Genomic DNA, 23,212 nt, shown 5'->3' on the forward strand with positions numbered 1-23,212 from the left:
TATTTTTTTATTGCTGTTCAAAATATTTTCTCCAGGCAAAATCCCCCAGGGTCTCACCACTTGACCGGTTCAAACTGTAATCAGCAAACACTTCATCTAAAGTTGTTAGTATCTCTTGCTCATCCAGGTTATCTCTGAATTTTTGATTTAAGCGCTCTCCCAACCTGTCACCTCCCAGGTAAAGATTATAGCGCCCGTATGCTGTTCCAATAAAACCTATTTCTGCTAAAGGAGATCTGCCGCATCCATTGGGGCAACCGGTCATCCTCAAACTGATCTCTTCAGATTCGAGGCTGTGTTTCTTTAGCAGCGGTTCGATTTTGGTGATTAGTGTGGGCAAATAACGCTGGGCCTCAGCCAGTGCTAGTGGACAAGTATTGAAAGCAACACAGGCAATGGAATTCTTTCTCATTAAACTGGAATTGTCAGTATGTTCTATAATTCCAAATTGGTTCAGAATTCCTTCGATTTCATTTTTATCCAATTCATCAATGTCGCTAAGTATCAGGTTTTGGTTGGGTGTAAAACGAAATTGTGCAAGACCTGTTTCTGCCACCTTCAATAAGGCAGTTTTCAAGGCTAGGTTTTCATCGTCCACTACCCTGCCATTCTCAACAAAAATTGTATAGTGCCATTTTCCTGAACTACTTTGCCTCCACCCGTAATAATCCTTTCTTTCAGTAAATTGGTATGGCATGGCTTTCCCCAAAGGAAATCCGCATCGCCGCTCCAATTCAGTTTTGAAGACATCTACTCCCATGTTATCAATTGTATACTTCAGACGTGCCTGTTTGCGATCACTTCGATTACCAAAGTCCCTTTGTATGGTTAGTACTTCATATACCGCCTTCATCAACTTATCGTTGGCTGGAACAAAGCCTATTACTGTGGCTAATCGAGGATAGGTTGAAGGGTTGCCATGCGTGGAACTTAATCCTCCGCCTATTGCCAGGTTAAAACCAAGCAGGCTTTCATTTTCAATGATTGCAATCAATCCCAGGTCATTCCCAAATACATCTACATCATTATTAGGTGGAATGGCTATGCCTATCTTGAATTTTCGCGGCAAATAATGGTCCTGGTACAATGGGTCTATTTCCTCCTTTTTATCTGCCAGCACTTCTTCATCAAGCCATATCTCGTAAAAGGCTCTTGTTTTTGGAAGCAGCGCTTCACTTAATTTTCCTGCGTAATCATGTATTTGTTTATGTAATGGAGATTGGGAAGGATGACTGCTGCAAATAACATTGCGGTTCACATCACCACACGCTGCGATAGAATCTAATGTAACAGCATTAAAATCCTTTAAGGTTGGCTTTATATCCCTTTTTAAAATACCATGTAATTGTATGGTTTGCCTTGTAGTGATCTTTATAACACCGGTTGAGTAATTACCTGCAATATGGTGGGCAGCGATCCATTGTTGTGGAGTGATCAATCCTCCGGGAATCCGCAAGCGGATCATAAACGAATAAAGCTTATCCAGCTTTTTCAATGCTCTTTCTTCCCTTAGATCACGATCATCCTGTTCGTACATGCCATGAAACTTTATCAGAGCATGATCCTGTTCACGGACAGCTCCTGTCAACTCATCCTGCAAGCTCTCTTTCAATGTGCCTCTTAATCCATCACTTGCCGTCTTGATCTTTTCTACCACCGATAAGTTCTTTTGTTCTGCCATTGGTATTTCTTTTTTCCAGGAAGATTCCTGTAACAATTACTTAATAGACATCTTTTAATAAACGGCCATTTTCTTTCATATCAAACAGATAATTCATAGCCTGTGATTCATCCAGTTGCTTATACTCAGTTATGATCTGCAATAAGGTATTTTCAACATCAACACTCATTGGATCCTTTGTCCCACATATATACACATAGGCACCCCCTTCAATCCACTCAAACAATTCACCGGCATGTTGTAAAAGCTTATGCTGCACATATAACTTTTGGTCCTGGTCCCGGCTAAATGCTACATTCATCCTGGTTAAAGCTCCTACCTGCAACCAGTTTTGCCATTCAGCCTGGTAAAGAAAATCAGTAGTAAAATGCTGATCACCGAAAAACAACCAACTCCTGCCTTCCGCACCTTCTGCATCACGCTGGGCTACAAATGATCTGAAAGGTGCTATCCCAGTTCCTGGCCCGATCATGATAATATCTTTATCCTGGGGCGCCATTTTAAACAACTGGTTTTTGTGAATATAAAAATCAAAATCATCTCCCTCTTTTAGTTGAGACAGGTAATATGAACACAAACCGTTTCTTTTCTGTTCATCAAGAAGGAAAGTGTTTTTGGCTACCGTAAGGTGCACTTCATCCTGGTGTGCCAATGGCGAAGAAGCAATGGAATACAACCTTGGCGTGATTGGATCCAGGGCCTCGACGATCGGCAGGAATTGAGAAGGCTGACTTATCGGATAGATCCTTAAAAGGTCAATCAGATCCATCCTTGTAGGCGGAATATCCTGTTGTACGATTTCACTATATTTTTTAACCACTCTTTCAGAAAGATGGATCACAGATAACCTTGATCTCAAAAGCTCTCCAAGTGGTGTTTCTGTATTCTTATAACTTACCGGGCTGTTTTCATCTGCACCAGCCAGGTTAATAATTTTGTCTACTACATTTTTGGAATTCATGGGAATTAACCCAAGTGCATCTCCAGGTTCATATTGGACTCCATTAGCAGCAATTTCAATGTGATAGGTTTCTTTAGATGAACCTGAACCATTAAGGTTGATAGTAGTTAATATTTTGCCTTTATAATGCTGCTTGGTTTTAGTGTTTGATGTCTGAACCACCTGTGGTGCAGCCGGAGCAGAAGTGTTGAATGAATCCAGTAAACTCGTAATCCAATTTTCAGCCTCCACTTCATAATCAGTATCAAGCTTGTGAAGGGGCATAACACGTATGGCACCTAACCTTTGAAGTTGGGCATCTACATCTTCACCTGCTTTACAAAACAAAGGATAGGCTGTATCACCCAACGCCAGGACACCATATCGCACACTGGACAGGGAAACATTTTCCTGGTGCAGGTGGTCATAAAACTTTTTAGCAGTAGCAGGTGGTTCACCTTCACCTTGTGTACTTATGATAGTAAAAAACCACTCCTCTTTCGAAAGATCTGAGAGACGATATTGATCCAATGAAACCAGTTTGGACTGGATCCCGTTTTTCTTAGCACGTGCAGCAAAACTGGTAGCCAGCTTTTTAGAGTTCCCGGTTTCTGTACCATAAGCGATGGTTATTTTACGCACATTTGCTGCAGTAGATTCCTGTTTTCTATCCAATGAAGCCACACCGGATAAATAACCATTTAGCCAGATGATCTCCTCCTTCGAAAGGTTAGCTACTAAGTCCTGGACTATTTTCATTTTTGGATCTGGTAACATCTTATTTATTTATGCAGTTAAACCAAAAGATTCCTGTGATACCCTATTGCGTTCATGATCAGCATCGAAATACCTTCCGTTTGTCCTTGTTCCATTGAACCAGTCAAACTTGTCATGTAATGACACTACTTTGCCAATTATGACCAGGCTGGGGGATAAAAAATTCCTGTGTTCCCATTTCTCTTCAAATTCATACAATGAACCGGTATATATTTTTTGGAAAGGAGTAGTTGCCTGCTCTATTATCGCCAGCAACCTGGCTGGATCTATGGCATGGCGCACCAGATTGCTGATGACATCTGGCAAGGTTTCCGACGACATATAGAAAACGAGGGTATCGTCAGTTTGTGCCAGTTCCTTCCAGTATTCCTCCAAAACAACATCGGAACGATAAGCAGTTAAGAAACGAACTGCCGTTGCATAGTTCCTTGCTGTGAGCGGAATTCCTGCATAAGCAGCTGCACCAAGAGCCGCAGTGATTCCTGGGACAATTTCAAATGGTATTGAATATTTATGCAGAACCTCCAGTTCATCCAGTATGTTGGAAAACATGGATACATCGCCTCCTTTTAACCGAACCACAGTTTTACCTTCATTTGCATACAATACCATCAATTCGTTGATAGTTGCCTGTGGAGTAGATTCGCCTTTCCGGCATTGCTTGCCAACATATACAACTTCAGTATCCGGAATCGTATATCTCTCAATAATTTCAGGGCTTGCCAACCTATCTGTCAACACAATATCTGCCTGTTGCAGTAAGCGCATTCCTTTCACTGTAATCAGATCAGGATCGCCACAACCTGCACCAACTATGTAAACTTTTCCCTTTTGCATATTATTCATCGCCGGCATCTTTTGAACTTTAAAATGATTAGTGTATATATTATTGGATCAGGCAAGCCCCTACTGTCATATTACTGGTCTGGTCTATAAGGATTGCTGAGCCATTTACCGGAAGCTCCAGGTAACTGTCGAAAGCAAGGGGTTCAGCTGTTTTGATGGTAGCCTTTACCACATCATTCAACTTCACTGCACCGGGGTAAGATTCCTGTGAAAGCGTATTTACATCAAGCTTGTATTGAATATCCCTGACCAGTGCTTTGACCCGTCTACTTCCATGTTGAAGAATATACCTGTTACCTGCATTCAATTCATTACTGTCCATCCAACACATCAGCACTTCAAACTCGTTCTGAATTTTGGGTAATTCATTTGATCTGACAATCACGTCGCCGCGACTTATATCTATATCATCTTGCAGGTGAATGGTTACGCTTTGACCGGCGTAAGCAGTTTGAACTTCTTTTTGGTTCACTTCTATTTGTTTAATGCTGGTTGAAATACTTGAAGGGAAGACCCTGACTTCATCACCCTTAGAATAGGTACCACTGGAAATTTTACCAGCATACCCCCTATAATCGTGTAATTCTTCAGCCTGAGGTCTTATAACATATTGCACAGAAAATCTTGAAACTGAGTTCTTACTCTTTATTACTTCTATATTTTCAAGGTGAGTAAGAAGTGAATTACCCTCAAACCATGCAAGGTTTAAAGAATTGGTAATAATATTATCTCCTTTCAAGGCACTAATGGGAATATAATATACATCTTCAAGTTGCAGCTCCCTGGCAACATCCTGGTACTGAGAAACAATTTTAGTAAATACGTTTTTATCATACCCTACCATATCCATTTTATTGATAGCCACTATAACATGTGGTATTTTTAAAAGGGAAGCAATAATGGAATGGCGTCGCGTTTGCTCTATAACTCCATTCCTTGCATCTATTAGTATAATAATGCAATCAGAATTTGAGGCGCCTGTGATCATGTTCCTTGTATACTGGATATGGCCTGGAGCATCAGCGATAATGAACTTACGCACCGGGGTAGAAAAATATTTGTAGGCCACATCTATAGTAATACCCTGCTCCCTTTCGGCTCTTAAACCGTCAGTTAATAATGCAAGATCAATATCTGCATGCTCATTGGTCTTGCTTTGCTTCTTTAAAGTTTCAAGTTGGTCTGCCAAAATGCTTTTACTATCATAAAGCAAACGGCCAATCAGAGTGCTTTTACCATCATCAACACTACCAGCTGTAATAAATCTTAATAGGTCCATTATACTTAGCTTTAAACTTTTTAATTAATCAGAAGTATCCGTTTATTTTACGGTCTTCCATGGCTGCCTCAGAAATCCTGTCATCTATTCGGGTTTCGCCTCTTTCGCTAATTCTTGTGGCAGTGATCTCTGCAATCACCTCATCAAGCGTAATAGCGCGGCTTTCCACAGCAGCGGTGCATGTCATGTCACCAACAGTACGATACCTTACTCTTTTACGGGTAATGATGTCAGATGCTTCGAGTTTAATATGTTCAGATGCCGCTATAAGTTGCCCCTCATACTCCAGGATTTCTCTCTCATGTGAGAAGTAGATTGCGGGTAGCTCAATATTTTCTCTTTTGATATAATTCCACACATCCAATTCGGTCCAGTTGCTGATTGGGAATACCCTTACATTTTCTCCTTTGTTGATCTTTCCATTATACAAATTCCATAACTCAGGCCTTTGCTTACGCGGTTCCCATCCTCCAAACTCATCTCTTACAGAAAAGATCCTTTCTTTTGCACGGGCTTTTTCTTCATCCCGCCTGGCTCCCCCAATACAAGCATCAAATTCAAACTCCTCTATTGTATCCAGGAGTGTAAATGTTTGCAGTGCATTACGACTGGCCAATTTTCCTGATTTTTCTTTCAATCCTTTTTTCTTAATAGTATCTGCAACTTTTCTAACTATAAGTCGCTCTCCAATTTTTTCAACCAGTTCATCTCGGAAAGCCAATGCTTCAGGAAAATTGTGACCTGTGTCAATATGTACTAATGGAAAAGGAAATGCACCCGGGCGAAAAGCTTTTAACGCCAGGTGAACAAGGGTAATGGAATCTTTGCCCCCTGAAAAAAGCAATGCAGGGCGATCAAATTGTCCAGCTACTTCCCTTAAAATATAGATAGCTTCAGATTCCAGTTGTTCGAGATAATCCAGTTGATAACTCATTGAAATATTTATTTACTTACAATTGTGTGAACATGTAATCCACATTCTTTTTTACTTTCATCTTCCCACCACCATCTTCCCGCCCGAAAATCTTCTCCCGGTTTTATCGCCCGTGTGCATGGGGCACAGCCGATGCTTACATATCCCCGGTCATGCAATGCGTTGTATGGGATATTGTGTTCATCTATATAATTTCTAACCTGCTCTGTTGTCCAATCTAACAATGGATTGTATTTAATAATCTGGTTTGTATCATCCCATTCCAAAACTTCCAGGTCATTCCTGTTTGCGGAATGCTGTGCTCTAAGGCCAGTGACCCATACGGCATTGCCTTCCAGCGCAGATTTAAGGGGTTGAACCTTACGGATGGCACAACAATTTTTTCTAAGCTCCACGGACTGGTAAAAAGCATTAGGGCCATAGCTTGTAACAAACTGCTTCAGCTCAGCTTCATTAGGATAATAGGCTTGTATAGAAATGTCATACTGTTCAAGTGTCCTAGTCCACGTAGTGTATGTTTCAGGGAATAGACGACCTGTATCAAGGGTAAATATTTGAACAGGAGCCGACCGGCTTATTATATCTATGATTACCTGGTCCTCATAGCTAAAACTTGTTGAGAAAACAACTTTCCCCGGGAAAACTTCGCAAAGTTTTCTCAGGGTGTCAGATACAGATAACTGTAAAACAGTCTTTTTCAATGACAGGAAACTGTCATGTAATAAAACAGACATACTGTTAAGTATTAATTAGTAAACCAATAAATAGTAAGCAACCGGGAAAACTGCAGTGAAGGAAACTACTGCATACAACAGGAAGAATTACAGCAACAACAACAAGCATCCAAAGTATTGGAAGTATTGCTTGTAATCATTAAGATAAACATTGTTGCCTTTTTCATTTTAAATATATTATACGTGATTGAATCCAATCACCCATCAAGACTTACCAGGAGCTTTATTGTAGCAGGGCTAAAAAAAAAGCACTCCTGATAAATCAGAAGTGCTTTAATTATGTAACAATTGTTAGAATAAATTAAGCATCTGACTTATCTCTCCCGCTTGCGGGATGGAAGTAGCACCGTTTTCACTAATTCCTAAGAATCAGGAGCGGTTGCTAAGGTATCATCGGGCCAATTCCCTACACCTTTCTTGATAAGTAACTATAAGAACTGCTACAAATGTAGGTTGAGATTTGACACAACCATCATTTATTTGCAGCTATTTTTTCAACAATGTTTCAATTATAGTTATGCCAATACCATTTTGCCAGCATTCGTATAGATTTTAACCTTTCTTAAACCTGTTGACTTTGTTATTGGTTTTATCAAAATCATCTTTAGGTGTTGCGGGCTGGGGAACTGATTTCCTGTTAGAAGTTTGCGAACGGGAACGTGTGGCCTTTTTTACTGTTGTACCAGAACTGCGGGTTGTTCTTGTAGCTACAGGCAATTCCACTTTGATCCATTCGCTTGATTTCTGTGCTGTCAGCATAACTGTTTCATCCTGGCACAAGGCAGTATAACTAGCCAGGCAAAAGAAAAATAATATTATTGATCTGATCATAGATTAAAAATTTAAATGAACACCAGCAATAAAACTACGTCCATCAGAAGAAATTATAGGTTGAAAACTGATGCCCCCCTCAGCCTTCCAGGCTCTTTTATTTTTATTACCTTTTAAGAAAGTATATACCATGTCTGCAACTAATATACCCGCACTAACTCCGGAAAGTATAAAAAAGTTATTCCTTGAGTTTTTTGAATCCGATAAATATTGAGTTGCTTCGGCCTGGTTATAACCTCTTACACCAATTATATTTCCATCTGCATCTAATTGGAATTCGCGATATTGAGCCAATTGTAAATATTTATTATACTCCCTACTGGATTTCAATTTATAATATACAGCGCCTCCGATTGATCCTGCATATAAAGCTGTTATGATAAAAACCTTTGGATTTCTCTCATTTCCATAATGGTCTCCGCTTACAAAATAATGTCCTAATCCTGGAAGTAATATATTAACAAGTGCGTTTCCAGGCCCGCCTTTTAAAGGAGGCATTTCATATTGAACAGGCTTTCGAACTACATTGCTATCCTTTTTTTTTATGGTATTGCCCGCATTAGTTATTGGTTGAGCATTTGTGGAAGCTGCTTTTACCGAAATTGTACAAAGGTCAGTTGCCCGGGTGCCCTTATCATCAGTAACAGCTAATTCAAAAGTATAAATTCCCGGCTGGTAGTTGCCTGTAACATAAGATTTATATGATGCTGGTGAAGCTATATTCAGGTTAGTAGGCCCCGACAACTGCCGCCATTGCACTGCAACAATTTTCCCATCCTCGTCAAAAGAGCGTATACCATCTAGAATTACTACCAGGTTCAATGGCAACTGTATGGATATATTTCCACCGGCATTAGCTTTTGGAGGTATATTGAGGGGAAGTGGTGGAACTTCTATTTTAGCAACAGGTTTTTGATAGTTCACTAAAACCTTTGCCTGTAATTCATCACCATTTTTCAAGGTACCTGGAGCTGGCTTCCAGGAATAACTATATGTTTTTTCTGTTTGAATATCGGCACTGTCTGTCAAAATAGCCTTTGAAAACACTTCTTCAATATCCTCACCTCTTTTTCGATAAATCATTAACTGGATAGATTCGTATCTCAGGCTATCACCATTCCTGTTTAATTTATACCTCACTCTGAATTGAGAAGAATTTTCTTTTTCAATGTTTACATTATTGACAATTTCCTGTGCCTTGATGGCCGATAGCCATAGCAGAAATACCAGGCAAAGCAACATTGCTTTATTTAATTTGAATAGCTGCATCGCCCGAGGTTTTTGAAAGTATAATATCATTATCTGTTCCAGACAATTTCAAAATATCAAGTGAAGAAGGATTGGCAAGACCGGGAATAATGGAATAATTCAATGTAGTACCTCCATTGATAGGGATCTTTAATAACCGGCCGACATGAATAGCCCAGATATTACCACTTCCATCCAGTTCAAAAACCCTGGGTGGGCCAGCCAGCAATCCCCCTGTATTTGTGGCGTTATAATTTCCCAACACGGTGCCGGACCTATTTACACGCATAATGCCTGAAACTGTAGTAAAGAATATGTCACCATTGGGCTGTACCTGAATATCGGACGCACCATTACTCATACCCTTGACATCGACAGTATTAATTTCTGAACTATTTGTATTGATATAATACAAAACATCCTTGTTAGAAGCTATTAACCAAATTCGCTCTGTGGTACCATCATACGCAAGCGAAGAGAAATGAGTATTTTTCAGGTTAATAAGTTTATTGTTTTTCCTCACTTCCCTATCTCCAATTGTCCATAAGTTACCTGCTTTATCAACTGCCATTGAAGTGATGGTGGTATTGCGGTCAAACCCTGTTTCATCAAAAAAAGAATTCCAAGTTAAACCTGACCTATCCAATTTTGCTATTTCCTTTTTTCCATATACCCAGAGATCATTATTGACATCAGTAAATAGGGAGGTCTCATTATTAAAAGCCAGGGAACCAGGCAGATTTATCGCATTTGACCAATGACCGGCCGTATCTGTTTTATATAATTTACCGTTGGTACCCAGGAAATAGATTTCCTGGGCGGAAAACACTTCAACATCAGCAAAACTGGTATTAGGCGCATTATTTATCTCTTTGTAACTAGGAACATTCAGTGTTGTACTAAAACTATATTCACCACAGGAATTTTTTGCACCCAGTGTAAGAGTATAAACACCTGGATTGGTGTATATTTTTTTTCCAGGATTTTGTTGATCGGAAGTAGTGCCATCACCAAAATCCCAGCTATAGCTTGTAGCATTGATCACTGGCTCACGTTTAAAATCAAATTCCAGGTCGTCTGATGTATAACTCCATTCATTATTTGGTAACACACCCACTGCATTGATCTTAACCTGGGTAGATAACCTGACAGTATCACAACCATTTTTATTGACAACAGTAACCGTCATTTTATAGGACCCGCTATTGGGATAAGTATAACTAATATGAGGCGACGATGAAAATGCCTCCGGTAAAACTGTTCCATTTCCAAAATCCCATTGATACCAGGCACCGTTTTTTGTTGCAGAAGCATCAACGTCAATTGTAGAACAACCAGATTGTGTAACCTTTTGAGAGGGTATCGGTTTATTGCATACAGGGATCGTTGCAATGAAATAATTAATACCACAGGCATTCGTAGCCTTTAATGTTACAGTATACTTCCCATCATAAGAATATATCTTATTAACAGTAGTAGAACTGGAAGTGCTTTTAGTACTATCTCCAAAATCCCAGACATAGGTAACCTGCGATGAACTTGTAGTTGCATTAGTAAATTGAACCGTAGAATCATTTAACAGCTTGTATGAAAACTTTACATCTGCCAGGCACCGGCTGATCTTTATATCATCAGTCCAATAGGCTTCCCCACAGTCATTAGTCACCGTATACTTGACCCTGTAACTGTTATCTGCTGTATTTGTATTTTGTGCCGGGTATTTATGTGATGGAGGAATTTCACCATCGAAGGTTGTGCCATCACCAAAATCCCAATGATGGGAAGTTATTTTGCCGTTAAATGAAGAGATGGATGAAAAACTAACTTCAAGCGTGCTTGGATTAACATTGTAAGCTACAAAATCCACATAAGGAATAAAACAGGTTTCCTTAGGGGTATCAATAAATTTTTTACACCCCATAAAAAGGATGCAAACGGTTATGAAAATCAGTTTGCTAATTTTCATAACGCTGGTATTCAATTAGTTTTGTTTCCACAGGATTCATATTATTAATGTTAAATTGCATCCTACCCTGGCTGGCAATGGTGAAAATTGCTTGCATGTAAAGAATGGTGTTTAAAAAGTTGGTATCATTCATGTACAGAAAAAATTATACCACTTTATGGCGGTAATTTTTTACTTGTTACCATAGTTTACCCTGAAAAACGAAACCCTTATCATGTCTTTACCATCAGTTGAGCAATATTCCCGTGTTATTGAAAGAAAAGATCCAACTACACTTTCCACACTTTTTGATCATGAATTCAAGTATACAGATACAGGTTTTGGTAAAGAGTATTCCTTTAAGGTTGGCACTTCAGCAGTAGTATTTAAAGCTGTTAAGGAGGGCAAAACCTATGCAGTTCGGTGTTTTTTAAGAGGAGAACTGGAGACTTTCAAAAGATATGAACTACTTTCTGCATTCCTAGCAGAAAAAGATCCGTCCTGGCGTGTAAACTTTGAATTTCTTGACAATGAGGTTTTAATTGATGGTCATTATTATCCAGTGGTTAAAATGGATTGGGACGAAGGCGAACCCCTTCACCGGTTCATTGATAGGTATATGTCTGATTACCAGGTACTTTCCCTTCTTCAACAAAAATTGGTGGAACTCTCAGCCGAACTTGAAAAAGCAGGTGTAGGGCATGGAGACCTTAAATACAATAATATTCTCATCCATCCGGATGCAGCAGGATTTACGATTAAGCTGATAGATTATGATTCTATGTTTATTCCCGCTTTTCGGGGTAGAAAAAACCTCGAAACAGGAAGCCCGGGCTTCCAACCTTTAAAAAGGCTGTCTTCTCATTTTTTTGAATCTATAGATCGATTTTCTTTCTGGGTAATGCTTACCACTCTTGAAGCTGTAAAAGCAGACCAAAACATTTGGGAAAATATTGAACAAGGTGGATTCAACAATGAACATTCCTTGTTTACGGCATCTGATTTTTTTAATCCTTCCGCATCAAAAACAATTCAGAAATTAAAGGGATTCAAAAATGAGGACCTGGATTTTTACCTTGATAAACTTGTAAGTTTTAGTCAATACAGTGACCTGAATTCTATAGAAAAACCTAAGCTATACAAAGATGTTTCAGGCATACCTGTATCTCATCAAAAATTGGCATTACCTAAAGCTCCAATAGAAAAAATTAAAGAACCGCAAGAATTAACTCAGACATTTGAATTTGAAATTAAGAGTATACCATCAGGTAAAGACGTATTGGTTAATGATGTAAAGAGAGGCATTACACCTTTAAGAATTAGCCTGTTTAAAAAAGAATATGATCATGTAACAATTACTAATGGCGTAAAGAAGATAAATGTTCCGATACATGATAATAAAAAAGTCTATGAATTTGATTTTACAGAAAAAGAATTAATTACCCCTGCCCAAATAACAGAACAGGATGAAATCCTGGAGTTTAAGGCTGATCGGTATAATATACGGGAAGGCGAATTAGCCACCATTAACTGGAAAGTAAGAGGCAATAGCAAAATACATATCTCCAATATGGGAGAAGTAGCAGAAAAGACAGGTACAAAAAAAGTGGCACTCAGGAATACAACTGATTATGTATTGACCATTGGTTCAAAAAACCGTTCACTTACTATAAATGTTCAACCCAGGCCGGAGCCAATTATTCCCCAAGTACCTCCTCCTTTTAAGGAACCTGGTTCAAATAAACAACCTTACACTATTCCAGTACCTGCATCCTCATCAAAAAAAGTTTTCCAATGGAAAATGTTTGTAATTGTTTTTTTGGTGGTGCTTGCAATTAGTTACCTGTTGTTTAATTATAATTCAGGAAATAAAAATAATTCTCAGGTTGTTACTTCCAACAAAAAAGCTGTTTCTGTTCCGGTAGCATCAATGACCAAGCCAGTATTATTTAGCAAAACCAAAGTAACCAACTTCCTGGAAAACCTTTATGCATCATACAATAAAAGAGATATCCAGTCTATAATGAGTTTCTATTCTCCTAAGATCAATGAGTATTATAGTTCCGGCCAAATAAATAAAGATTCACTACAGGTTCTTATTAATGACCTTTTTATTACGCCGGCTTCCTATAAATGCATACCAGATTTTTCGAGTTTAGTAATTCAACCTGGCGATGAAACATGCCAGGTCATTATAACAATTAATGAAAAATTGAAAAAGAAAAGGAGAAGCAGGACAGAAAATTATAACACAACGATAAAGTATACAATTGACCCTTCCTTTAAAATAATGGGTGAAAGAACAGGGAATTAAAATTCTACCCCGTCAGGGATTTGTAAACACTTCCGTTGGATCACATATTTTAAATAGCAATTGGCATATTGTTTTCAAAATCACCCTTATATTTCTATTTATTACAAAAACGGAAATCCAGTTAATCAAAAGATAGATGAAGAGAATATTGTTGCTTTCTGACACTCATGGCTTTTTAGATGAATCGGTTTTTATACACGCAGAACCTTGTGATGAAATATGGCATGCTGGTGACTTTGGAACAATTGAAATAGCTGACAGGTTAATCAACTTTGGAAAAGAAAACAATAAGAACATTGTTGTCAGAGGTGTATATGGAAATATTGACGGGTATGATGTAAGAAGTGTATATCCCGAAAAGTTAACCTGGCAATGTGAAGATGTCAAAATTTATATGAAGCATATTGGTGGTTACCCTGGGAAATATGCACCAGGTGTAAAACAGGAGATCAGGGATAATCAAGCAAAACTTTTTATTTCCGGGCATTCACATATATTAAAAGTTATTTACGATGATAAAATTGATTGTCTTCATATGAACCCAGGAGCTGCCGGAAAGCAAGGGTGGCATAAAGTACGTACCCTATTGCGGTTTAATATAGATGGCGCTGATATAAAAAATTGTGAGGTGATAGAGCTAGGTGCACGTTAACGTTAAAAGCCGGGAATACCCGGCTTTTCAATTTCTTTAATTATATTATTTTAATACCAGCCCCTACCGGCACCAATTTCGCGGAAAGGCCATGGTATTGATGCAAGGATGATCAATAATGCCAAGAAGTAGAAAATAAGGGTTCTACGATGTTTTGCTTTGTCACTAATCCGTTTTTTGCCCTGGGCTTTTCCAATATGTAATAATATGATTGCTATCAACATGCCAACAAGGTGTTCAACACCATAAAATCTAGTCAAAGGATCTTTCATTGCATTACTCATCCCGCCTGCCGACTCTATCATTTTATAACCATGTGCACCAAAATACCATAGGACTATGCCAATTACCAACATTAAATCCGCAGAAATAGTAAGTAGCAAACCAAGGCGGTTATCAGTTCTTATATAGGGACGGTTGCCAGCAATCAGGCTATTTATAATGGCAAATAGAAGTAATAATAAAACAACCCACCGACCAATGCTATGCACATGTAGTAAAATGTTGTATAAACTTGTATCCATGCTATTTGATTTGATTGTTGCCAAATCTACAACAGAAACGGCAATCACCAACCGGAATAGGCAAATAGCTTTTTTTATACCATTACCGATTACAATATTTCAAAGAAAGCATTATTTAATTGACCCAATCTGCAACAAATACATTGGTATCTCTAGTGCCTCCATTATTCCTGTTACTTGAAAAAAGGATCTTTTTCCCGTCAGGACTGAACATAGGAAATGCATCAAACCCTTTATCCCGGCTAATTTTTTCAAGACCCGAACCATCTTGGTTAATAATATACATATTAAAGGGAAAGCCTCTTTTATATTCATGGTTGCTACAAAATATAATTCGCCCATCAGGTAAGAAGTTGGGAGCCCAATTCGCCTGGCCAAGATTGGTGACCTGCCTGGCTCCTGATCCGTCAGCATTTGCTATAAAAACTTCCATTTGAGTTGGAGCTACCAATCCTTCAGCCAGAAGTGCCTTATAATCTTTCACTTCGGCTTCGGTAACAGGACGACTTGCTCTCCATACTATTTTTTTACCATCCGGGCTAAACCATGCACCTCCATCATATCCAAGAGTATTGGTTATTTGTTTTACTTTCCCGGACTTCAATTCCATTAAATACAGGTCAAGATCTCCATTCCGGATGGATGTGAACAACAATTTATTCCCATCAGGGGAAAGTGTGGCTTCTGCATCATAACCTGGTGAATCTGTAAGTTTTTTTATGATCTTGCCTTTCGTATCAGCCATATAAATATCATAACCTGCATAAACTGGCCATATATAACGGTTGCCATATTTTGCCCTGTCAACAACAGGGGGGCATTGATCACCCTCTTGCTGGGTAGAGGCATAAATAATATGTTTATTATCTTTTGTGAAAAAAGCACACGTGGTCCTTCCCTTTCCGGAGCTAACCATCCTGTATTTAAATTTGTCATCTTTGCCAGGAAGCGATCCAAGAAATATCTGGTCGCATGGAATGCTATCTTTTAATGAAGTTCTCTGAAAAACAATATTCTTCCCATCATAGCTCCAGTAAGCTTCTGCGTTGTCTCCTCCAAAAGTCAACTGCCTGATGTTTTTGAAATGCTTCTCTTCAGGATAATGCAATGTATCTCCCTGGGCAAATAGGCAATTCATATAAATCAACAATACGCAAACTGTGAAAGGGATTTTCATTATGGCCAATTTATAAGTTGTTAAACTATCATAAAAATAATGATTGAGCTACCCAAAGTTGTCAGAGAATTATCATATGATGTTATACTTAATTAGTTTTGAGTATGCGACGTTCGTATGTTTTTTTAATGACATTAGTGCTCTTTGCCTGCAAAAACAATGACAAGGGTAATGATGATACCTTAGCGCAGCCACCATATCAAACCTTTACAGATAGTATTTCAAACTTTCCTGGTCGGGCAGATTTGTATTACAAGCGTGGTGTATTACTTTTTCAAAATGATCAATTGGCATATGCAAAAAATGACTTTCAAAAAGCATGGGAAACTTCTGCACAGGAAGAATATGCCTTAAGCATGACTACAGTTTTAAAGAAAATCTCTCCTGATTCCGCTATTTTATTTTTGGAAAATGCTACCAGGAAACTTCCTCAAAGCATTGCATTACAGGTTGGATTAGCAAGAGGTTATCAAAATAAAGGTGAATCGGAAAAGGCTTTAGAGATCACTAACAATGTAATTAAAAAATACCCGGCACAATTAGATGCATTAAGTATTAAATCAGAAATACAGGCTGCTATGAATGATAAAAAAGGATCGCTCGCCAGCCTCGAAAAAGCCTATTCTTTAGCTCCTGCCGATCCTGTAATCGCCTATGACCTTGCATACGCTTACGCAGATGCAAAAGAATCAAAAGCAATCGAACTTTCTGATTCTTTGATCAACTCCAAAACGGAAGAACCAGAAAAAGCTTGGTATATCAAGGGAGTTTATTATGCAAATACCGGTAATACAGATAAGGCAGTTAAAAGCTTTGATAATGCCATAAAGCTCAATTATAACTTTTTAGATGCCTATCGTGACAAAGGACAGGTGCTGATGAATGAAAGAAAATTTAAGGAAGCCCTTAAAACATACTCCCTTGCCTTAAAGATTGCCCCTGCATCTGCAGACTTTTACTACCTTATAGGAAAAGCTCAACAAGCTTTGGGTAACAACACTGAAGCCAAAATAAACTATTTAAGAGCTTATGGCCTGGACAAAACGCTTTCAGAAGCAAAAGAAGCAGCAGAAAAATTATAGCCATTTAGGTTATTAATAGTAAAACCACTTAGTCCAAACTGGCAGTGTAAATTCCTTTATCTTGCGGCCGCAAATCTTATCTAATGCCAATTATTGCACCCTCCCTATTATCTTCAAATTTTTTACGTTTAGAAGAAGAATGTAAAATGCTCAATGAAAGTGAAGCCGACTGGTTTCATCTTGATGTAATGGATGGGCGATTTGTTCCAAATATCTCCTTTGGATTCCCTATTATAGAACATATCCGCAAAGCGACCACCAAAATATGTGATGTTCATTTAATGATATTGGAGCCCGAACGATATGCCGAGGCTTTCAAAGCTGCAGGCGCAGATCAATTATCCGTTCATATTGAAGCCTGTGTTCACTTACATAGGAACATTCAGCAAATAAAATCACTGGATATGAAAGCTGGAGTAGCCATAAACCCTCATACTCCTGTCAGTTTACTCCAGGATGTGTTGGGTGATATTGACCTGGTTTGCATGATGAGTGTTAACCCTGGATTTGGTGGCCAGAAATTCATTCCACGCACACTGGATAAAATAACCGAACTCCGTCGAATGATAGATGATAATAAGCTAAATGTATTGATTGAGGTAGATGGAGGGGTGACCATTGAAAATGCAGGAGCCATTATTGATGCTGGCGCCCATGCCCTGGTGGCTGGAAATACGGTTTTTAAATCATCAGATCCCACAAAAACTATCAGCCAGTTGAAGCATATCAGGTAAATCACCTGTTATTGATACATCAGGCTGCAATTGATTTTAAAAGAGGTAAGCTTTATAAGAGTGTAAATTTGGGTTATGCCCAAAGATCTATTTTCAGAACAATCTGAAGCATATTTCAAATACCGTCCTGGCTACCCGGTAGAACTTTTTGAATATATATTAGGTTATGTTCAGGACCGCAAACTTGCATGGGATTGTGCTACAGGAAATGGACAGGCAGCTACAATTTTGGCTAACTATTTCGATAAAGTAATGGCCACTGATATCAGCACAGCACAACTGAAAAATGCTATTCGTAAACCTAATATAATTTACATTAAAGCTTCCGCTGAAAAAACTGGTTTTGAAGCCAATTCCTTTGACCTTATTACAGTAGCCCAAGCTTATCATTGGTTAAATTGGGACAAGTTTTACAGTGAAGCAACAAGGGTAGGGAAATCAAATGGGGTAATAGCTATCTGGACTTATAATTTGATACGTTCGGATGAAAATGCAATTAATAATATCATTGAGCATTTTTACCACGATATAACCGGTCCCTATTGGGATAGTGCAAGAAGGCATGTTGATGAAGGATATGATAATATACCATTTGCATTTGCTCCTCTTCCTTCAAAAACTTTCAATATTCAATGGGTTTATACCAGGGAAGACTTACTAGGCTATTTAAATACCTGGTCGGCCTTACAAACCTATATTAAACAAAAAGGCGAATCGCCGCTACCCTTAATTTCAGAAGCACTCTACGATAAATGGGGTACAGATGAAACCCGCGTATTTAACTTTCCCCTCAGTTTAAAACTGGGCAGAATTATAAAATAGAATAGTTTCCTGGTTTATCTATTATTTTTATTACAAATCTGCTTTTGTGAACCGCCGCCATCAAATCCTTATCGTAACCCTGCTTTTAGCCTCTGTATGTTTTGCACAAAAAAGAAGTGCAACTGTTACAGGTAAGGTCTTTGATGATTCAGGACATCCTTTATCTCATGTTTCTGTAACTATCCTTGGCCATCAACAAGGAGTCACTACAACAGATTCCGGCAGCTTTTTCTTAAAAGTACCAGCAGAAAAGGCTTTTGCACTGGTATTTTCATACACTGGCTATAAAACCATCCAGCAAAACTTCTTATTAAATGAGGCAGAAACCGAACATGTAACAATTACTCTTGAACAGGGAAGTGGGGTTTTGCAGGAAGTGATAGTGAAAGACCAAAGAGAGCGAACAGAGATTGGGCTTATTAAACCTAATCCTAAAACCATCATTAATATTCCTTCCCCAATAATGGGCGTTGAAAGCATGCTAAAAGTTTTTGTTGGTTCAAACAATGAATTAACCTCTCAATATAATGTGCGTGGTGGAAGTTATGATGAGAACCTGATTTACGTAAATGACTTCGAGATTTTTCGGCCATATTTGGTTCGCAATGGCCAGCAGGAAGGACTAAGCTTTATAAACCCAGAACTTGTTCGGAATATCAACTTTTATAACGGAGGGTTCCAGGCCAGGTATGGCGATAAAATGAGTTCGGTTCTGGACATACAATACAATAAACCTAAATCCTTTGGCGGATCAGCTTATATAAGCTTACTGGAACAAGGATTTCATTTGGAAGGTATAGGTGCAAAAAATAAACTTTCCTACCTGGTAGGCCTGAGAAACCGAAGCAATCAAAACCTTTTAAAGAGACAGGAAACACAAGGCAGCTATACTCCTTCTTCAGCCGACATCCAGGCTTTGATCAATTACCAACTTAATAATAAGTGGAGTACCGAACTATTAGGAAATATTTCCAGGACAAAATTTAGCCTCGTTCCTGAATTTAGTCAACTGACATCCAGTGTGTTTTCTCCCTTCTTTACAGCCAATGTTGGTGTAGACATTTATTTTGAAGGCAGAGAAAAAGACCAGTATAGTACTGCAATGCTTGGCATGTCAGCAACCTACGAGCCAAATAAAAAATTAAAACTTAAGTGGCTGACATCCAGGTTCGAAAATGATGAGCAGGAAAATATAGATATAGCTGGTGCTTATCTTTTTGGTGATAGGGATTTTGATAAGTCAAGTACATCCTATGGCGTTATTGTTAATCCATTAGGTGCAGGTATTAACCAGAATTTTGCCCGCAATCGCCTCAATATTGTGGATTATAACCTATCACATAAAGGTAGTTATGAGTGGAATAAACATTTTATTCAATGGGGTTTAGGTTACGATAAAACGAAGATCGGGGATAAACTTCATGAGTGGGAATACCAGGATTCTGCAGGATACTCATTACCTTTTGAAACTGATCGGCTACAACTGAACAATGTATTGAATTCCTCAGCCAACCTGGATATCAATAAGTATAATGGGTACCTGCAGGATAATATTGTTATCCATCAAAAAGGAAATACTTACACCTTCAATGGTGGCATTAGATTCAATTATAATGATCTAAACAGGCAACTTCTTGTATCTCCCCGTTTTGGTGTATCCTGGAATCCATCTGGCAAAAAAGATATTGTTTTAAGGGCAGCGGCAGGCACCTACCACCAACCTCCGTTTTATCGTGAGTTACGCCGTTATGATGGAACTGTTAATACTCAACTGGAAGCTCAAAGAAGCAGTCAGTATGTGATTGGTGCAGATTATAACTTTATTGGCCTTGGCAGACCCTTACGTCTTACTACTGAAGCTTATTTCAAATACATGACTCATGTGGTTCCTTATGATATAGATAATGTGCGTATACGTTACTTTGGTGAAAACAGGGCTAAGGCTTATGCAGCCGGAGTGGAAATGAGGCTTTTTGGTGAATTGGTAAAAGATGCAGAAAGCTGGCTTAGTCTAGGATTGATGAGAACCAGAGAGAACCTGGAAAATGATTTCTATACAAATTATACACTGGACTCAAACTTTAAACCAGTAGACAGCAGTATCGTGGAAGGAGGATGGTTACGTAGGCCTACAGACCGTTTGATCACCTTTGGGATGTTCTTCCAGGATTACCTGGCAACAAACAAAAACTTAAAGGTTTATATCAATTCATTATACGGATCTAACCTACCTTATAATATACCTGGAAGCATTAAATACCGCAATGCTTTGCGTATAGAACCATATATAAGGATTGATCTAGGATTTAGTGCATTATTGCTTGACTCAGAAAGATCCAATAGAAGAAGTCATTCTCCATTTAGGAGCTTTGATAACATTTGGGCAAGCCTGGAGATATTCAATCTCATTGACAGACCTAACACCATATCTTACCTGTTAATAAAAGATTTTCAAAACAACATATTTACTATGCCCAATCGATTAACTCCAAGGTTAGTGAATTTCAAGATTGTTGCAAGGTGGTAATTATTGAAAATGTAAGAATTTATGTGATATTACCTATCACGCTTTCTTCATCCAAAATTCATCCTTCCAATTACCAGTGAGCGGTTTTTCTATAGAAAGCTGGTCATATATCTTATCCAGATTTTCAAGGGATATAGTGCTTTCTGCGTGAGGGAAGAATTCTCTTTCTTCAAAACGAATATGATTTGCAATAGCGTCCGCTATGTTTAAAAGATTGGCTTCATCTACAATATTTTCATTAATATGTATCAATGCTTCAATCTCCTGGTGTTCATTTATCATTCGATCGACTTGTAAGTCACCAGCTGGCATATACGCTGCCAACACTTGTTCTTCTAACCGGAAATGCTCATGTAGATGAGATGCCCAGAACCATTGAACAAAGCGGCCAATTGTATTAATATCTGTGCCATTTTTTAATCCCTGCTTAATCTTCCAGCCAAACAATAAACCTTCATGATGTTCTCTTGAAAGCGGTGTTAATTGCGGGCTTCTCTTAATTGGATTTGTTTCATTTCCCATATCCAAAATTAAGGTTGTTTCATGCATTTACACCTACGTTAAAATGAATAGAGTCCAAACTAAGTATTAACCTCATTACCTAAATTTTTCAGCAAACAATTGTTCGCTTCGTAAATTTCCGCATAATATGATTTCTCAAATAATTGAGGAATCACTGATCAGTCCTCAGGACTTTCATACCTGCCTGTCAATTTTTCTAAAACAATTTTGTATACGACAAATGTAAATGGCTCCTCGCGGGGGTGAAGTCGAAAGGGAAATTGTTCGGGCGGTAATGCAGTGACACTCATTTTCATATAAAGCATTCTTTCAACAAAGGATTTCATAAGAGCTTCCCTTTCTGCTGGTTCAAGGACTTCTTCATACTTTCCCCAGGCAATCACACTTTGCCAGCTATTGTAAGTATTTATTTGATCTACCTCAAAGCAAACCTGTGTATTGGCACGCATCATCTCCACTTTCATCCCTACCTTGGAATGCAGAATAATATCTTTACCGTTATAGAAGTAGGTAATAGGAACAACGTAGGTTATATTACCATCTGTGCAGCCAATTCTTCCCAGAATATTAGAGGTCAAAACATGCTTTATTTCTTCCTCTGTTAAAAAACCCATCATAGCTGATAATTTAAAGGGTTAATCGCTTTTATAGGAAGTTGAGGGCAGTTGTGAACTTTTTTTCCTTTCCAATTTTTTAAAATAACCTTTTAATAAAAAGTTCTGTTTTAGGGCATCCATTATTTGATTAAAGGATGCAGTTCCTTTCTCTATGTTATTTAAACTGCTGTTCATCTTTAATACCAGGCCCTCGTCTTTTAATAATGCATTTGCGGTTCCTTTTCCACTATTTACATCTTTATCAATGCTAACAACCAATGCATTTATATGTCCGGACAATGTATCCGCCTGGTTCCCGATATTTTTAATTTTCTCAACCGCTTCTTCAAGTTTTATCGTAAAAGAACTGTCTCTTAAAAGTCTGCCCAGGGAACCTTTACCAGATTTTACATCTGTTATTAAAAGCTGTAGTTCTTTTACAAGGTTATTAGTACCATCGGTAGTTCTACGCGCATTATTTAAGGACCTTCTTAAATTGTAAGGTAAGGTCTTATCATTTAAGATCGCCCAAAAAGCAGCACTTGAATTGATTCGTTGAACAGTAGTTTTTAACCCGGATGCAATTGTGGCTACATCCTGGTTTGTTTTATCAAGAACAGCCATCATTGTCTCTGTGTCTATAGATTTCCCACTGGCTATCACATCCCCTTCATTAACAACTTGTGCTGCAAACTTTACCGGGCTTATATTGATCAACTTATTTCCCATGAGCCCATCAGTACCAAGGTTTGCCTGTGCGTTTTTACGTATATACCTCTTCATTTTTTTCCGGATTAGCATAGTTACTTCCAGTGAACCATCATCCAGGATAGTAATAGCTTTTACAGTTCCGGCGTCAATACCTGAAAAACGAACACTGTTGCCGGGAACCAATCCATGTACATCCTCAAACCTTGCCTTAAGCAAAAAAGTTGAACCAAAAAGATTTTCATTCTTTCCTATCATATATAGCAAAAGAATAAGGAAACACAATCCAGCAGAAACAAATACGCCAAGTTTAATATGGTTAACAACTTTTTTTGCCAT

At 38.3% G+C, this 23,212-nt stretch carries 20 protein-coding genes and 1 riboswitch; of the genes, 6 read left to right on the forward strand and 14 right to left on the reverse strand.

What is annotated here, in order from left to right:
• Nucleotides 1-7: 7 nt before the first annotated feature.
• The 9 genes from BUA53_RS03590 to BUA53_RS03630 all read right to left on the reverse strand — a co-directional run bounded on the left by BUA53_RS03590 (nucleotide 8) and on the right by BUA53_RS03630 (nucleotide 11,236).
• Nucleotides 8-1,717 (reverse strand): NADPH-dependent assimilatory sulfite reductase hemoprotein subunit, encoded by a 1,710-nt coding sequence (locus BUA53_RS03590; protein ID WP_262494385.1) that lies wholly within the window; start codon nucleotides 1,715-1,717, stop codon nucleotides 8-10.
• 4 nt (nucleotides 1,718-1,721) lie between these two features.
• Nucleotides 1,722-3,398 (reverse strand): diflavin oxidoreductase, encoded by a 1,677-nt coding sequence (locus BUA53_RS03595; protein ID WP_072833870.1) that lies wholly within the window; start codon nucleotides 3,396-3,398, stop codon nucleotides 1,722-1,724.
• A gap of 9 nt (nucleotides 3,399-3,407) precedes the next feature.
• Nucleotides 3,408-4,244, reverse strand: coding sequence for a uroporphyrinogen-III C-methyltransferase (gene cobA, locus BUA53_RS03600; RefSeq protein ID WP_072833871.1), 837 nt, complete (start codon nucleotides 4,242-4,244; stop codon nucleotides 3,408-3,410).
• A gap of 40 nt (nucleotides 4,245-4,284) precedes the next feature.
• Nucleotides 4,285-5,523: a sulfate adenylyltransferase subunit 1 gene (locus BUA53_RS03605; RefSeq protein ID WP_072833872.1), complete on the reverse strand. Its 1,239-nt coding sequence runs from the start codon at nucleotides 5,521-5,523 to the stop codon at nucleotides 4,285-4,287.
• A 28-nt stretch (nucleotides 5,524-5,551) separates the two neighbouring features.
• On the reverse strand, nucleotides 5,552-6,457 hold the full coding sequence (gene cysD / locus BUA53_RS03610) for a sulfate adenylyltransferase subunit CysD (RefSeq protein WP_072833873.1): 906 nt from the start codon (nucleotides 6,455-6,457) through the stop codon (nucleotides 5,552-5,554).
• Nucleotides 6,458-6,465: 8 nt separating this feature from the next.
• On the reverse strand, nucleotides 6,466-7,191 hold the full coding sequence (locus BUA53_RS03615) for a phosphoadenylyl-sulfate reductase (RefSeq protein WP_139256329.1): 726 nt from the start codon (nucleotides 7,189-7,191) through the stop codon (nucleotides 6,466-6,468).
• Nucleotides 7,192-7,502: 311 nt separating this feature from the next.
• A riboswitch (SAM riboswitch) is annotated at nucleotides 7,503-7,618 on the reverse strand.
• Between the two features lie 125 nt (nucleotides 7,619-7,743).
• Entirely contained in the window at nucleotides 7,744-8,022 is a 279-nt protein-coding gene (locus BUA53_RS03620) for a hypothetical protein (RefSeq protein WP_072833875.1), read from the reverse strand.
• A gap of 3 nt (nucleotides 8,023-8,025) precedes the next feature.
• Nucleotides 8,026-9,291, reverse strand: a complete 1,266-nt coding sequence (locus BUA53_RS03625) for a PKD domain-containing protein (RefSeq protein WP_072833876.1) — start codon at nucleotides 9,289-9,291, stop codon at nucleotides 8,026-8,028.
• Nucleotides 9,269-11,236 (reverse strand): PKD domain-containing protein, encoded by a 1,968-nt coding sequence (locus BUA53_RS03630; RefSeq protein ID WP_072833877.1) that lies wholly within the window; start codon nucleotides 11,234-11,236, stop codon nucleotides 9,269-9,271. The genes BUA53_RS03625 and BUA53_RS03630 overlap by 23 nt, the downstream gene beginning before the upstream one ends.
• A 214-nt stretch (nucleotides 11,237-11,450) precedes the next feature.
• Here BUA53_RS03630 and BUA53_RS03635 point away from each other — a divergent pair, with 214 nt between their 5' ends.
• Nucleotides 11,451-13,529 carry a protein kinase family protein gene (locus BUA53_RS03635; RefSeq protein WP_072833878.1) on the forward strand — a complete coding sequence of 693 codons (2,079 nt, stop codon included), beginning with the start codon at nucleotides 11,451-11,453 and terminating at the stop codon, nucleotides 13,527-13,529.
• 136 nt (nucleotides 13,530-13,665) lie between these two features.
• Entirely contained in the window at nucleotides 13,666-14,181 is a 516-nt protein-coding gene (locus tag BUA53_RS03640; RefSeq protein WP_072833879.1) for a metallophosphoesterase family protein, read from the forward strand.
• Nucleotides 14,182-14,231: 50 nt separating this feature from the next.
• Here the strand turns inward: BUA53_RS03640 and BUA53_RS03645 are convergent, their stop codons facing one another.
• The gene (locus tag BUA53_RS03645; protein WP_072833954.1) at nucleotides 14,232-14,705 is read right to left on the reverse strand and encodes a hypothetical protein; all 474 of its coding nucleotides are present in this window, start codon (nucleotides 14,703-14,705) and stop codon (nucleotides 14,232-14,234) included.
• 115 nt (nucleotides 14,706-14,820) lie between these two features.
• On the reverse strand, nucleotides 14,821-15,882 hold the full coding sequence (locus BUA53_RS03650) for a TolB family protein (RefSeq protein WP_072833880.1): 1,062 nt from the start codon (nucleotides 15,880-15,882) through the stop codon (nucleotides 14,821-14,823).
• Nucleotides 15,883-15,986: 104 nt separating this feature from the next.
• On the opposite strand from BUA53_RS03650, the gene BUA53_RS03655 reads away from it, so the two are divergent.
• From BUA53_RS03655 to BUA53_RS03670, 4 genes are all read left to right on the forward strand, one after another.
• A complete protein-coding gene (locus BUA53_RS03655) occupies nucleotides 15,987-16,964 on the forward strand; it encodes a tetratricopeptide repeat protein (RefSeq protein WP_084079791.1) in 978 nt (325 codons plus the stop codon).
• 83 nt (nucleotides 16,965-17,047) lie between these two features.
• A complete protein-coding gene (gene rpe, locus BUA53_RS03660) occupies nucleotides 17,048-17,698 on the forward strand; it encodes a ribulose-phosphate 3-epimerase (protein ID WP_072833882.1) in 651 nt (216 codons plus the stop codon).
• Between the two features lie 75 nt (nucleotides 17,699-17,773).
• Complete coding sequence (locus tag BUA53_RS03665) at nucleotides 17,774-18,520, forward strand: class I SAM-dependent methyltransferase (RefSeq protein ID WP_072833883.1); 747 nt, start codon at nucleotides 17,774-17,776, stop codon at nucleotides 18,518-18,520.
• 46 nt (nucleotides 18,521-18,566) lie between these two features.
• Nucleotides 18,567-21,047, forward strand: a complete 2,481-nt coding sequence (locus BUA53_RS03670; protein ID WP_245793002.1) for a TonB-dependent receptor — start codon at nucleotides 18,567-18,569, stop codon at nucleotides 21,045-21,047.
• Between the two features lie 36 nt (nucleotides 21,048-21,083).
• On the opposite strand, the gene BUA53_RS03675 is transcribed toward BUA53_RS03670, so the two are convergent.
• The 3 genes from BUA53_RS03675 to BUA53_RS03685 form a co-directional block, all read right to left on the reverse strand.
• On the reverse strand, nucleotides 21,084-21,569 hold the full coding sequence (locus BUA53_RS03675) for a hemerythrin domain-containing protein (RefSeq protein ID WP_217652922.1): 486 nt from the start codon (nucleotides 21,567-21,569) through the stop codon (nucleotides 21,084-21,086).
• Nucleotides 21,570-21,727: 158 nt separating this feature from the next.
• Nucleotides 21,728-22,186, reverse strand: coding sequence for a pyridoxamine 5'-phosphate oxidase family protein (locus BUA53_RS03680; RefSeq protein ID WP_072833884.1), 459 nt, complete (start codon nucleotides 22,184-22,186; stop codon nucleotides 21,728-21,730).
• 18 nt (nucleotides 22,187-22,204) lie between these two features.
• Nucleotides 22,205-23,212, reverse strand: coding sequence for an MlaD family protein (locus tag BUA53_RS03685; RefSeq protein WP_072833885.1), 1,008 nt, complete (start codon nucleotides 23,210-23,212; stop codon nucleotides 22,205-22,207).

This window comes from Flavisolibacter ginsengisoli DSM 18119 (assembly GCF_900129295.1).
Lineage (GTDB): Bacteria > Bacteroidota > Bacteroidia > Chitinophagales > Chitinophagaceae > Flavisolibacter > Flavisolibacter ginsengisoli.